Below are 14,245 nucleotides of genomic sequence, written 5' to 3'. Positions count from 1 at the left end.
AGGAGTTACAGTGAAACCAAGGAAGAAAGGAAATATTGCGCGGCTGATGGAATACGCCGGAAGCTACCGGAAGCTGACGGTGCTCGGCTGCGTGCTGTCGGGGATATCCGCCGTGCTGTCTATGGCGCCGTATATCCTGATCTGGTTCGTGGCGCGCGGCATTTTTGAAGCGGCCGCGGGCGGGAGCGTGGAAGAGCTGGCGCAGTACGGCTGGTATGCCGTATGGTTCGCGCTGATCGGCGCAGGCGTCTATTTCGCCGCGCTGATGTGCACGCATCTCGCTGCGTTCCGAACGGCGCGGAACATGCGTTCCGCCGCGGCAAAGCGGCTCGTAGACCTGCCGCTCGGCTTTTTCACAGGCAGCCAGTCGGGCAGGCTGCGCAAGACGATCGACGATAACGCCGGGCTTACGGAGACGCTGCTCGCGCACGAGCTGCCCGACGCGGTAGGCGCGGTGGTGACGCCCATCGCGGCGGTAGCTCTGCTGTTCGTATTCGAATGGAGACTCGGGCTTTTGTGCCTCATACCCATTGTGACCGGCGTCATTACGCTGTTCCGCATGATGGGCGGCAAGCAGGCAGGCTTTTTCAGCCGCTATCAGCGCGCCATCGAGGACCTGAGCGCGGAAGCGACGGAATATGTGCGCGGCATTCCGGTCGTCAAGGTGTTCCAGCAGACGGTATATTCCTTTAAGACCTTTTATGCGTCGATCATGAGCTATGGAAAGATGGCTTCGGATTACGCCATGGTGAACCGCGTTCCCATGTCGCTGTTTACCACCGTTCTGAACGCGGCGTTCCTCCTGCTGATCCCGGCGGGAATGATACTTTGCAGCGTCTCGTCGGACGGCTGGGGCGCGCTTGCAGACCTTATTTTCTATGTTCTCTTTACGCCGCTGTGCGCGATGATGATATCCCGCCTGATGTATGCGGGCGAAGCGTCTATGCAGGCTGCGGAGGCCGTACACAAGCTGGATGAGATCATGGAACAGCAGCCGCTGCCTAAAGCGGCCGCGTCCGTTTCCCCGCGGGGAACGGAGATCGAGCTGAAAAACGTGACCTTTACCTATCCCGGAGCGGAGCATCCCGCGCTTGCAGGCGTGAGCTTTACAGTGCCCGCGGGAAAAACAGTGGCGCTCGTCGGGCCGTCGGGCGGCGGAAAAACGACGGCGGCGAGCCTTATTCCGCGCTTTTGGGACGTACAGGAGGGGGCGGTGCTCGTGGGCGGCGCGGACGTGCGCCAAATCGCGCCGGAGGAGCTGATGGATTCCATCGCGTTCGTGTTTCAGGATACCCGCCTCTTTAAAACGAGCCTGCTCGAGAACATACGCGCCGCGCGCCCGGAGGCGTCACGCGGGGAAGTACTGCGGGCTGCGGAGGCCGCGCAGTGCGGAGATATCCTCGGGAAGCTGCCGGACGGCCTCGATACGGTGGTCGGCGCAAAGGGCGTATACCTTTCGGGCGGAGAGCAGCAGCGCATCGCGCTTGCCCGCGCCGTTCTGAAGGACGCGCCCATCATCGTGCTCGACGAGGCCACGGCATTTGCGGACCCGGAAAACGAAGCGCTTATCCAAAAGGCGTTCGAGGCGCTGACAAAAGGGAAAACGGTGCTGATGATCGCACACCGGCTGTCTACCGTACAGGATGCGGACGGCATCGTGGTCCTGCGGGACGGCATCGTGGCGGAGCAGGGAACGCATGCAGAGCTGCTTGCCCGGAAAGGCGTCTATGCCGCGATGTGGAAAGACTATCAAACGGCGGCACAGTGGAAAGTCGGCGGAGCGGCCGGAAAGGAGGCAATGGCATGATCAAACGGTTACAGCAGCGCTATGCGCTGACGGAAAAGGGCGCGAAAGACCTTGTGCGCGCCGCATTGCTCACAATGCTTGCGAATATCAGCCTGATGATCCCGGCGGGGCTTTTGCTCCTCGTTTTGATGAACATTATAACGGCGCTTTCCGCCGGCGGAGACCCGGCGGCCGGGGTGTGGGGCTATACCGCCCTTGCAGCGGCGCTCGTGGCAGTGATCTATCTCGTACACTATTTCCAATATAAGGCTCTGTTCATATCGGTCTATGATGAAAGCGCAAACAGGCGCGTGCGTCTCGCGGAAAAGCTGCGCGCACTGCCGCTGTCGTTTTTCGGGAAGCGGGACCTTTCCGACCTCACGTCGACGATCATGTCGGACTGCAGCCTGCTCGAGCAGGGCTTTTCCCACTGGGTCCCCCAGCTCTACGGAACAGCTGTTTCGACAGTCATCATTTCCGCGTGCCTGCTGATATTCGACTGGCGGCTCGGCCTTGCAGTCGTCTGGGTGATACCCGTTGCGGCGGTCATCGTAGCCGCCTCCAAAAAGGTGCAGGACCGCTACGGCACGCGCGCCCTTCTTGCGCGCCGTGCGGCGACGGATGGCCTGCAGGAACTGCTCGAAACGGTGAAGGACATCAAGGCGTGCAACCAGAAAGGGAGCTATCTTGCGGGGCTCGACGAAACGCTCGCGCAGGAGGAAAAAGCGACGGTCCGGGGCGAGCTCGTGACGGGCGTGTGCGTCACGTCGGCGCAGGCGCTCCTGAAGCTCGGGATCGCGACCACGGTGCTCGTGGGCGTTCTGCTGTTCGCTTCCGGGCAGGTGGCGCTTCCGGTATTCCTGATCTATCTGATCGCCGCCTCGCGCGTTTATGACCCGCTTAACAATGTTCTCATCAATATGGCGGCGGTGTTCGGCATGCAGATCAGAGTCGAACGTATGCGCGCCATTGAGGAGCAGCCGGTGCAGACGGGAACAGACAGCTATTCCCCGGACGGCTATGATATCGCGTTCGATCATGTGCGGTTCGCCTATAATGAAAACGAGGGCGTGCTCGAGGACGTGTCGTTCACGGCAAAGCAGGGCGAGGTAACAGCGCTCGTCGGGCCGTCGGGCGGCGGGAAGAGCACCGCAGCGAAGCTTGCGGCGCGCTTCTGGGACGTGGACGGCGGGACCGTCACGATCGGCGGAGTGGACGTATCCTCCGTGGAACCGGAAACGCTGCTCGAGAACTATGCGATCGTATTTCAGGACGTAGTCCTCTTTCGTGATACGGTCATGGAAAACATACGGCTCGGACGGCGGGGCGCGACGGATGAAGAAGTGATCGCGGCGGCGCGCGCGGCACAGTGCGAGGAGTTCGTATCCCGCCTGCCGCAGGGCTATCAGACGGTGATCGGTGAAAACGGCTCTACCCTTTCGGGAGGCGAGCGGCAGCGCATCTCGATCGCGCGTGCGCTCCTCAAGGACGCACCCATTGTTCTGCTCGACGAAGCCACGGCAAGCCTCGATGTGGAGAACGAAACGGCGGTGCAGGAGGCGCTCTCCGGGCTGGTACAGGAAAAAACGGTGCTCGTGATCGCCCACCGGATGCGCACGGTGATGGGGGCGGACAAGGTGGTCGTGCTCTCGGAGGGCAGGGTCGCCGAAATGGGGCGGCCGGAGGAGCTTGTGCAAAGCGGCGGCGTGTTTGCGCGCATGGTAAAGCTGCAGCAGGAAAGCGCAGACTGGAAGCTCAAAGGCGAGGCAGGAAAGACGGCGGCCCATAAAGCATGAATCGAGGGATAAAAAGAGGCCCGGCAGGACCGCCGCAGAAAAAAAGCAAAGGATAGATACTGAATGAGAAAAAGACCGAGCGAAGACCATTTATATGAATCCGGCGAGGATTATTTGGAAGCGATCCTGATCCTGAAGCAGAAAAGCGGCACGGTACGGCCGATAGACATCGCGCGCCGTTTCGGCTATTCGCGGCCCAGCGTAAGCAGGGCCGTCGCCGCGCTCCGTGCGGACGGGCTGCTGCGGCCGGATACGGGAAACGACCTTGAATTGACCGAAAAGGGGCTTCGCCTTGCGCAGAAGGTCTATGAACGCCATTGCTTTTTCACGCAGCGGCTGACCGAAGCGGGGGTGGACCCCAAGACCGCCGAACAGGACGCCTGCCGCATCGAGCATGCGATCAGCGACGAGAGCTTTGAGAAGCTGAAAAGCTCTTTCTCGGAATAGAAGCCTGTTTTTCGGCCGGAGGGCAGGCGCAGCCGCAGAAAGCAGAGATAAGCGGCGGTGTTTTTCCGCGCGCTAAACCGAGCGGCCTAAGCGGAACGGATGATGACAGGCCGCAAAATGCGAGGAGCAAAAACGATGAAAAGTATCTTTCAGAACACACGAAAGCCGGAGGGCTTTTGGGGGCGGATGATCCTGCGGGGCATGAACCGCGGGCACGCGCCGCTTTCCGCATGGGGCATGACCTATCTTCGGGCGGCGGAGAACGCGTGCATTCTCGACATCGGGTGCGGGGGCGGCGCGAACATTGCGCGTATGCTCCGGCTGTGGCCGCAGAGCTTTGTGGAGGGCGTCGACTATTCCCCGGAAAGCGTAAAGATGAGCCGCAGGAAAAACAAGGCGCTTCTCGGAACGCGGTGTGCGGTGCGGGAGGGAGACGTAAGCGCGCTTCCCTACGAAAACGGCGCGTTCGACGCGGCGACCGCATTCGAGACCGTCTATTTCTGGCCGGAGCCCGCGCGCGCCTTTGCCGAGGTGCGCCGGGTCCTGCGGCCGGGCGGGATGTTCCTCATCGTATGCGAGGGAAGCGACCCGGCCGACGCCACATGGACGAGCCGCATCGGGGGAATGACGGTCTATTCCGGAGAAGAGCTCCGCAGCCTGCTGCAAAGGGCAGGATTTTCGGAGCCTGTCCTCCGGCAGGGCAGAAAGGAATGGATCTGCCTCACCGCCCGCGCATGAACGGCAGAGCGGAACAGCTGATGTCGATAAAAAAATACAAAGCAAAATAGAATAGTTCAATATACGGTTTCACAGAATATGCTAATATAAATACAGCGTTCCGCAGGATGGGGCGCCCGTTCAGGAAGGCTGTTTCCTGAACACAGAGACGTTTGCGCGCAGATCATACGAATAACGTCTGGTATTCTATTTGTGCGCAAAAGCATAAACAGATCGTAAATCACCGGCGGCTTTACGGCCGTGCGCTCTGCGCACAGTAAAACCGCCGCAAGCACGGAAAGCGTCCGGCCGCGCAGCGGCGAGACCTTTTCGAAATATTCATAAAGTAGCTTTGTGGCCCCGCGGTGTGCGTTTGCGCGCGGGGATGGACAAGGGAATTGGGTGAAAGTCCCAAACGGAATCCGCCGCTGTAAGCGCTGAGGCAAGCATCCGTTGGCGAAAGCCAGTCACTGGGAGACCGGGAAGGCAGGGTGCCTGACGCGAAAACAACAGAAGCTGTTTTCACAGGCGTAAGTCAGAAGACCTACAAAGAGACGAAAAAAAGACGGGCGGGCGCCGGAACGTTTGCGCAGGGGTCTTTTTATTGTTCGCGGGAATACGGCCGCGGCGGATCGCATTCGCCGCGGTTTTTTATTTGTCTGCGTATACCGGAAGGAAAGACGGAAAAATGGATCAAATAGAAGCGTGCAGGCAGGAAGCCGAAAAATGGAAAAAATGGGAAAAAGCGGGCGCATTTCGCAATATGGACCGGGAACGTGCGGAAAAATATAACCTCTACCGGCAGGCATGCATCCGGCGGTTTGCTTCTCTTTACCGGGAAATGGACGACGAGGCGCTTCTCGGCATTCTGCGCAGCCGGGCGGCGGAGCTCGGCAGAAATCCCAACCGCCGGGAGGTGTTTCCGGTCTATCATATTTTTTTGCGTATGAGATTCAAAAACTGGCCGTCTGCTCTGCGGGCGGCGGGGCTGAAGCCCCCGAAGGAGAAGAAGAGATATGAAAACAGGAACAAAAACCGCTAAAAAAACCGCTTTCAACGTCATTATGGCGGTTGCGGCAGCCGTCATCGTGATTGGCGCGGTCATGATCGCGGGCAGCCTGCAGGGATGGTTCGACGGCGGCGGACAGACGGCACAGGGCGGAACTGCGGCTGTGGCTGCGGAAGCGGTGACCGCGGAAAATAAGACCGGCAGCGCCAACATCGAGCGGGAGGGGATCGCCTATTCCCTTGAGGACGGCACGAAGCTGCGGGACGGCGACATCATCGAGACGCTCAACGGCTCTTCTGTAGAGCTTGCGCTGCCCGCAGGCGCGGTCAGCCTGAACCAGAACACCGAGGCCGTGGTACGCATCGGGGAGGACGGCTTTTCGATAGAGCTTACAAACGGAGAAGCCTTTGTAAATACGGACGGCGCGTTCACCCTGCGGCTCGCGGAGCTTGAAACGGACGTGACCGCCGCCTCCGGCGTATTCTCCGCCAGCGCCCCTGCGGGCAGCGCGAACGTGTATGTCTACGAAAACAGCGTAAGCGCGGGCGGCATAGAGGTCTCGGCCGGGCAGGCTGTGTCGCTCTATGCGGATGGTCAGGCGCCGTCGGTCGCGGCGCTTTCTCTCGCGGCGCTGAACGATTTTGACATCGGGCAGGTGCGCGCGGCGAACGAAACGAAAACGCTGTGCTTTACGAACGGTGAGCTTGATGCGCTTGCGGCGGAGCGGGAGGAACAGCTGCGCTCCGCGCTTAAGCAGCAGCAGGCCGAACAGGAAAAAGCACAGCAGATCGAAGAGCAGCGGCAGAACAATCAGAATGGAACGGGAGGCTCCGCCAGCGGTACGGGAAGCAGCGCTGCGGGCGGCGCTTCCGGGAGCACAGGCGGCTCCGGGTCCTCCGGCGGCGCATCGGGAGGAACGGGCGGCAGCGGCTCATCCGGAAATGCAGGAAATGCGGATGCGGGGCTTCCCGCGAATCCCACCTGCACCATCGCCATCCGCTGCAATACGATATTAGACCACATGGAGGACCTCGCGGAGGGCAAAAACAAATATGTGCCCGCGAACGGTACGATCCTCGCCGCGTCCACCCTCGAATTCAGCGAGGGAGAAACGGTGTTCGACGTTTTGAAGCGCGCGTGCTCGCTTGCGGGCATCCAGCTCGAGTATTCGTGGACGCCGATGTATAACAGCTATTATGTAGAGGGCATAGGCAACCTGTATGAGTTCGACTGCGGGAACCAGTCGGGCTGGATGTATCAGGTGAACGGGTGGTATCCGAATTACGGCTGCTCGGAATATAAAGTGCAAAACGGGGATTCCATCGTATGGAACTATACGTGCGAGGGCTATGGGGCGGATCTTGGCGCAGGCATGTCCTGATGGGAGAAACGGCTCGCGCCCGCGCGCGAAAGATGAGATAAAAAGAACGGGAGAAAGAAGAGGTAGGAAGGATGAAACAGGGAAGTAAGAAGCGGCTTATGAAGCTCGTCGCGGTGCTGCTCACGGTTGCTCTCGTGATCGGCGCGCTGCCGCTCACGGCAATGGCACAGCAGGCACAGGACCCTGCCGCAGCCATAACGGAGGGCGCGCCGCAGGAAGCGGACGCGCAGCCGTCCGAAAGTGCGGAGCCAAGTGTGCAGCCAAGCGCACAGGCCTCGGAAGAACAGCCTGCGCCGGAGGCGTCCGAAACGGCAGACCCAAGCGGGGAGCCGTCTGAAGAGCCCGCAGCGGAGGAGACAGCAGGCCCGGCCGCACAGGGCACGGAACCGGCAGAGCCGGAGCCGTCTGCGGAAATAAGCGCGGAACCGTCCGCACAGCCGCAGGCAAATGTGCTGGCGGCCCCGGCGCCGGCGGCACGGAGCATCGGCGATGTACCTGCCGGAGAAGAGAAAATAGGGCAGGTGTATGTCAGCATCGAGGATACGGTGCCGAAATCGGGGGCGGACGACCCCGGCCCGCGCGGCGTTATGGCCGAGGGCTGGGTGGACCTCTACCCGTCCGATACCATGATGTCCGTCGTCGTCAGGCTTGCGGACAGCAAGGGCCTTGAGGTTGAGGGGGCGGAATCAAATTATATCACGTCCATCGGCGGCCTCGCGGCGTTCGACCGCGGAAGCATGAGCGGATGGATGGGCACGCTGAACGACTGGTTCACAAACGAGGGCTTCGGCGCTTTCACCGTGGCGAACGGAAACCTGAAGGACGGCGATACCGTCACGATCCTGTATACGCTGAATTACGGGGAAGACGTCGGAGGCTCGTGGGGCAATACCGATAAGACCGTCAGCGCGATCGGCGTGAGCGCGGGAACGCTCGAGCCCGCATTTGATAAGGATACGCACGAATATACGCTGACCCTCCCGGCGGGAACGGATTCCGTCAAAATCACGCCTGCTGCGTCGAACAAGAACTATCAGGTGCGCGCGAGCGTGGATGGTGTGGAATATAAGCGCACACAGAGCATTCCTGTTTCGGACGGGACCGTCATCACGGTAAAATGCGGCGACCCGTCGTGGCCGTCCATGAATGATAATAGCGGTCCTGCCGAGCTATATACGCTCACGGTGAAGCTCGGCGGGGAAGAGGTCAACACGCCTCCGGCGCGCAAAGCGGGCGTTCCGGCGGAGGCTTCCGCAAAAACGGAGCCGGGGACCGCATGGACGCTCGACCTTTCCACGATCTTTGAGGACGCGGATGGGGACGCGCTCTCCTACAAGGTGAGCGTAGACGGCGGCGGGGCTGTTCCGGCGGACGAAAGCTACGCCTATACGCCGCAGGCGGCGGGAGAAACGAAGCTCGTCTTTACGGCAAACGACGGAAAAGAGGATTCCAAAGACGCCTACACCGTAACGCTCAAGGCGGAGACTGCGGAAAGCCGCCTGCAGGAAGCGGTAGACGCGCTGGAAGACGCATGGTATAAAATGCGGCCGGTATGCGGAACGGACACGAACGTTACCGATGTGATGAAAGCGGAGCTCGCAGAGCTCGGCTACGGCGACATCGAGGTCGCAGTCAAGAGCTCGGACGACGAAGAGCACGTCGCGGCGGACGGCGCGATCACCTATTTTTACGATTTGAATTCCTATGTGGGCGTTGCCAATGTGGACGTCGTGTTCACCTTTACGCTCGGCGGAGCGTCCAAAGAGTATACCCAGCGGGTCATCGTCGGCTGGGATACGGTCCGCGCGGCAAAGGACATTGAAGAACAAGAAGCGTCCGCGGTCACATGGGATACGATCAAAGGCGAAAACGCGGCGGCGGACAGCGTGACGTCCGACCTCACGCTGCCCCAGTATGCAGGTACGGCGTATGGAGATTCGCTCGCCAAAATTTCATGGGAGTCGTCGAACCCGGACGTCGTTTCCCTCAAGGAAAACGGAGATTCGTGGGATTATGAGCCGTATACGGGCGTGGTTACAAAGCCGGAAGCGGATACGGACGTGACGCTCACGGCGACCTTTACCTTTAAAAAGGACGAGTCGTGCACGGTCAAAAAGCAATTCAGTATTACGGTAAAAGGCTACAGCGAGGAAGAGATCGAGCAGAAAAAGGCGGAGATGCTCGCAGAGCTGAACGAAAAATATACGGACGGCCTGCTCAAGGATTTTACGACGCAGGAGGCGCTCGACCGTGAAAACGTAACGGGAGATATCCAGCTTCCCATTCCCTCGCGGCTCGGCCTTGTCAATAAGGAAGTGACGGTATCGAGCAGCAACGCGGACGTTGTGACGATCAACGGCTACCGCGCCGCCGTGGTATGCCCGTTTGGGGAGGACGCGCAGGTAGACCTCATCGTCACGCTGACGCGCGGAAGCATCAGTGTGGAAAAGCGCATCCCGCTTACCGTAAAGGCGATCGACGAGGCGGAGATCGACAGGGAGATCAAGCTGATGGAGGCGGCCAAGGCGGCCTATTTCGATGGCATCAACAATGGGGCGAACCCGGATAAAGATCATGTGACGGAGAACCTTACCGCGTTCCGCGAGGTGAATTTCGGCGAAGGGGATTCCCTCGTATGGACGTATACCTATCTGGACGACAAGGGAACGGGCATCAGGCCGGTCTCGATCGAGCCGGACGACGAAATGGGGGAACTGGGCTACAACCTGTTCCAGTCCTCGAATACTTCGGTCATCAAGCATGAGAATCTTCTGGTCACGCAGCCCGCGCAGGATACGCAGGTCACGATCAGCTCCGTGCTGTCCAGCACGAAATTTGAAAAATATGCGGAGCAGTATCCGGAGAACGAGAAGCTGCAAAAGCTGTACCGCCAGCCCGTCAGCGTGACGGTGACGGTAAAAGCGCCGGTAGACGAGGACGCCGTCCTTGCGGACATCAAGGCGGCTGTGGACGGCGTATCGCTCTCGGAAGTGACAGGCCTTTACGTGCGCGAGACGGACTGGGATGAAAACTATGACGACGTCGCCGTGACGAACGTCGAACAGACGTGGCAGCTTAGAATGAAGCGCGACGACATTGCCGTAACGGTGGTAAAGAGCGAAAACGCCAACATCGCACTGGACGGCGGCGTTGCCTTTACGGACGAAAAGGTGCAGGGGAACGTGACCTTCCGCTTCACAAAGGACGGCGTTTCCTATGAAAAGGAGGTGCTCGTCACCGTTCCCGTCCACATAAAGACAGTGCAGGAGCAGATCGACGGGCTCACGGCGCTGTTCGGAACAGACGAAGGCTTTGACCTCATCAAAGGAGACAATCCATCGAAAGAGGCGGTGACGCAGCCGCTCAAATTGAGAACAACAGCGTCGTATTACGGGCTGACCGGCTATTCGGACGTCAAGCTGGAATGGACGAGCTCGGATACGGACGTGATCGACCCGCCGTCGTACGGCAGCGATTCCGTCAAGGTGAACCGCCCGGCACAGGGAGAGCCGGACGCGGAGGTGCGGCTCACGCTCACCGTGAAAAAACAGTATAGCTCGGATACGGGAACGCCGGGCTCGGTCGATATCGTGCTGAAGGTTCCCGCCATAACAGAGGAGGAGGTCCGGGAGGCGAAGGAGGCTGTAGACGCGGCGCTCGCAAACGTGACGCTCGACGGCTTTACGGAATCGGGCAGCCTCGGAAAGACGGAGATCGACCCGCAGGCCCTCGATTTCGACGTGCAGCTCAAAAGCCTTACGGATCTTATTGCCGCCGGAATGATAGAGGACACGGCGACCAACCGGCAAATGGAATGGGAATGGTCGACGGACGGAACGGAGGCGGACGGGAACTATCTGAAAATCAATTATTTAAAGTGCAGCGTGATGCGTACCACAGGAACGGCGGATACGGAAACGAACCTCATCCTCACGCTGACCTATAACGGCTACAGCGGAAGCAAGACGTTCCCGGTGACCATCAAGGGGCTGACGGAAGCGGAAGTGGAAGCGGCAAACGCGGAGATGAAAGAATATGAGGCGGCCATCTGGAACGGACTGAAAGGGGAAAACACCTCTGCGGATTTCGTGACCTGCGACCTCGGCTGGGACCGTGAAAACGGCAGCGTCGCATTCTACAGGATGCATAAAGAGGACGGACAGGTCGTCTATACGCTGAAGAACGGAAGCTGCCCCGCCAACGTGGGCGTAGAGCTCGGTTCGTGGAAGTCGTCCGACCCGACGGTCATCGGGCACACCACGGGCGGCTACGGAACGGTGGATATCCTCGAGCTTTTGAAGCGCCCGAACCTCGGGGAAGAGGACTTCAGCGTGACGCTCAGCACGAATATGAAGAATCTGCGCTACGGCAACGCGAAGAACGCGGACGGAACGGCGGCCGTTCCGGATATCACGGCGGAGCTGAAGCTCACGGTTCCGGCCTATACGAACGAGCTTGCGGAGCTATCGGCGGAGGGCTTCCCCTTTGACTTTGATCCCGCGCTGGACGCGTTTTCCATCGAAGTGCCGAAGGGTACGGAGCAGGTCAAAATAACGGCAAAGGCCAAGGACCCGGCGGCAAGTGTGACGGTAAACGGGCAGGAGCCTGACGAGAGCGGCAGCGTAACGGTCGCCCTTTCGGGCACGGGCGTACAGATCCCCGTCGTAGCTGCCGTGCAGGAACAGCCGAGGACAGTGACGCTTGCCGTAAACTATGCGGCGGACTATCGGGAGGTCTATGAAAAGACGGGCGGATATCTTCATTCCACCGTAAAAGACCCCATCGTCAGCACGTCCGGCGGCGAATGGGCGGTCATCGGCCTTGCCCGCGCGGGCTATCCGGTGGAGGACGGCTATTACGACAAATATATTGCGAACGTCATCCGTACCCTCGAAGAGACGGACGGCGTGCTGGATAGCAGGAAATATACGGAATACTCGCGCGTCGTCCTTGCGCTTACGTCGATCGGCTACGATGTGACGAACGTAGGCGGATATAATCTGCTCGAGCCTCTTGCCGATTTTGACCAGACGGTATGGCAGGGGATCAACGGAGCCATTTACGCGCTGATCGCCTTTGACTCGCACGGCTACGAGATCCCGACGGCGCCGGAGGGCAAGACGCAGACCACGCGCGAAAACCTGATCGGTGAAATTCTCGGAAAAGAGCTTTCCGGCGGAGGCTGGGCGCTCTTCGGAAGCAAGGCCGACCCGGATATCACGGCAATGGCGCTGCAGGCGCTCGCACCGTATTACGATAAGGACGCAGAGGTAAAGGCGGCGGCAGACCGGGCGCTCGCGGCGCTGTCCGGCATACAGGCGGCGGACGGCGGCTTTGGAAGCTGGGGCTCGGTAAACAGTGAATCGTGCGCGCAGGTCGTGGTGGCGCTGACGGCGCTCGGAATCGATCCGGACAGCGATCCGCGCTTTGTAAAGAACGGAAAATCGGCGCTGGACGCGCTCCTTTCCTTCACGACGGAGGAGGGCGGCTTCAGCCACGTTGCGGGCGGCGGAACGAACGGCATGGCGACGGAGCAGGGGTATTACGCGCTCGCGGCCTACGACCGCTATTTAAGCGGTAAGACTTCGCTTTACGATATGAGCGATGTAAGCGTAAACGCGCCGTATGAAACGGCGGGCCGCCTGATCGACGCCATCGGTACGGTGAACCTCGGCAGCGAAAACGCGATAAAAGCGGCGCGGGCAGCGTATGATGCGCTGACGGACTCCCAGAAAAAGATGGTGGATAATTACAGCGTGCTCGAGGCCGCGGAAAAGAAGCTGGCCGAGCTGCAAAAGCCGGTTCGGGACGTGATGGCGAAAATCGACGCCATCGGCACGGTGGGCCCCGGCAGTGAAAATGCGGTAAAAGCGGCGCGGGCAGCGTATGATGCGCTCGATGCAGAGCAAAAGGCGTATGTCACGAACTACGCCGTGCTCACGCAGGCGGAAACCAAATTGGCGCAGCTTGAAAAAGCGGCTGAAGTGGAAAAACTCATCGGCGCCATCGGAGAGGTAAACGCAAGCAGCAAAGACGCGATCGCGGCGGCGCGGGCGGCATATGACGCGCTCTCGGCGGAGGAAAAGGCGCTGGTCGGAAACTATGCTGTGCTGACGGCGGCGGAGCGTGCGTTCGACGCGCTTTCCGCGCAGGACGGCGGCACGCAGACCGAAACCGGTACGGAGGCTGCGGCACAGCCCGGCGGGTCCACCAAGTCTCTCGGGAATGCAGGAACCGGAACGGCGGTGACGATCGACGGCATAAAATACACGATGTCCGCACAGGCGGCGGAGGTCGCAGAGAAGATCGCGGCGATGCCTAAGGGAGAGGCGTATGACCTTGAGGCAGTGCTCGAAACCTATAAGCTGTACGATGCGCTTTCGGACGCGCAGAAAGCGGAGGTCGTGAACTATGCAGACCTCGAGGCGCAGATGAACCGCGTGGGTGTGGATAACCATAAAGACGACGCGGCAGGACTGAAAGCGGAGGGGATCGGCTGGCATGTGAAGATCAGCATCCGCGAAGTAGGACAGTCGGAGGACGTATTCCAAAAGCTTTCGGGAAGCGTGGGAAGCAACACGCTTCTGAAGATGTTTGAGATCACGCTGACCGACTTGCTGACGGGCGAAGAATATACGCCTGTGTCCGGCGTGACCCTGCGCCTGCCCTCGCCCGATCTTACAGGCTTTGACGGCGCGGTCATCGCGCACTATGCGGACGGCGGTCAGGCGGAGTATCTTGAATGCAGGGTAGAGAACGGCGAGCTCGTTTGGACGGCGGAAAGCTTCTCCTACTTCGGCGTTCTCGGCGCTGCGGCTGCAGCGGAAGCCGTGCTGGAGGACGGCGGCGCGGACGAAACGGCGGTTTATCGCGCTATGGCGGCGGACGGCGCGCAGGCAGCTCCGGCCGTTTGGCCGTGGATCCTCGTGATCTGCATCGGCGCTGCGGCCGTTGTGCTCGCGGTGCTGGCGAAAAAGGGCGTTTTGCACGGCAAGCGGTAAAAAGCAGGGAAGAAAGAACAGGAAACCGCAACAGATAACAGGGAACGGGAAAGGAGCGCGGCGGCGCGCAAAGCCAAAACGGGCCTCCTTCCCGTTTCCGGCTTCGGT

Annotated in this window: 7 protein-coding genes and 1 riboswitch; all 7 genes read left to right on the top strand. The window is 60.1% G+C overall.

Features of this window, described 5'->3' with window-relative positions; all coding sequences use genetic code 11:
• Positions 1-10: 10 nt before the first annotated feature.
• Positions 11-1,807: an ABC transporter ATP-binding protein gene (locus tag PUP29_RS08050; protein WP_353422940.1), complete on the top strand. Its 1,797-nt coding sequence runs from the start codon at positions 11-13 to the stop codon at positions 1,805-1,807.
• Positions 1,804-3,582 carry an ABC transporter ATP-binding protein gene (locus PUP29_RS08045; RefSeq protein ID WP_353422939.1) on the top strand — a complete coding sequence of 593 codons (1,779 nt, stop codon included), beginning with the start codon at positions 1,804-1,806 and terminating at the stop codon, positions 3,580-3,582. Before PUP29_RS08050 ends, PUP29_RS08045 begins: the two co-directional genes overlap by 4 nt.
• A 63-nt stretch (positions 3,583-3,645) precedes the next feature.
• On the top strand, positions 3,646-4,029 hold the full coding sequence (locus tag PUP29_RS08040; protein WP_353422938.1) for a metal-dependent transcriptional regulator: 384 nt from the start codon (positions 3,646-3,648) through the stop codon (positions 4,027-4,029).
• 135 nt (positions 4,030-4,164) lie between these two features.
• Positions 4,165-4,767, top strand: a complete 603-nt coding sequence (locus PUP29_RS08035; RefSeq protein WP_353422937.1) for a class I SAM-dependent methyltransferase — start codon at positions 4,165-4,167, stop codon at positions 4,765-4,767.
• A 316-nt stretch (positions 4,768-5,083) separates the two neighbouring features.
• A riboswitch (cobalamin riboswitch) is annotated at positions 5,084-5,312 on the top strand.
• Positions 5,313-5,434: 122 nt separating this feature from the next.
• Positions 5,435-5,788, top strand: a complete 354-nt coding sequence (locus PUP29_RS08030; RefSeq protein ID WP_353422936.1) for a homing endonuclease associated repeat-containing protein — start codon at positions 5,435-5,437, stop codon at positions 5,786-5,788.
• The gene (locus PUP29_RS08025) at positions 5,763-7,136 is read left to right on the top strand and encodes a DUF4430 domain-containing protein (protein ID WP_353422934.1); all 1,374 of its coding nucleotides are present in this window, start codon (positions 5,763-5,765) and stop codon (positions 7,134-7,136) included. Before PUP29_RS08030 ends, PUP29_RS08025 begins: the two co-directional genes overlap by 26 nt.
• A gap of 71 nt (positions 7,137-7,207) precedes the next feature.
• Positions 7,208-14,137, top strand: coding sequence for an immunoglobulin-like domain-containing protein (locus PUP29_RS08020; protein WP_353422933.1), 6,930 nt, complete (start codon positions 7,208-7,210; stop codon positions 14,135-14,137).
• The last annotated feature ends 108 nt before the right edge of the window (positions 14,138-14,245 follow it).

It is taken from the genome of Christensenella massiliensis (assembly GCF_040409835.1).
Lineage (GTDB): Bacteria > Bacillota > Clostridia > Christensenellales > Christensenellaceae > Christensenella > Christensenella massiliensis.
The sequence above is the reverse complement of the archived record's forward strand: the minus strand, read 5'-3'. Positions and strand labels throughout refer to the sequence as shown.

Bases quoted from the DNA above. Each gene is read 5' to 3' on its own strand.
- PUP29_RS08045 (WP_353422939.1), top strand. From the start codon at position 1,804: ATGATCAAACGGTTACAGCAGCGCTATGCGCTGACGGAAAAGGGCGCG.
- PUP29_RS08040 (WP_353422938.1), top strand. From the start codon at position 3,646: ATGAGAAAAAGACCGAGCGAAGACCATTTATATGAATCCGGCGAGGAT.
- PUP29_RS08035 (WP_353422937.1), top strand. From the start codon at position 4,165: ATGAAAAGTATCTTTCAGAACACACGAAAGCCGGAGGGCTTTTGGGGG.
- PUP29_RS08030 (WP_353422936.1), top strand. From the start codon at position 5,435: ATGGATCAAATAGAAGCGTGCAGGCAGGAAGCCGAAAAATGGAAAAAA.
- PUP29_RS08025 (WP_353422934.1), top strand. From the start codon at position 5,763: ATGAAAACAGGAACAAAAACCGCTAAAAAAACCGCTTTCAACGTCATT.
- PUP29_RS08020 (WP_353422933.1), top strand. From the start codon at position 7,208: ATGAAACAGGGAAGTAAGAAGCGGCTTATGAAGCTCGTCGCGGTGCTG.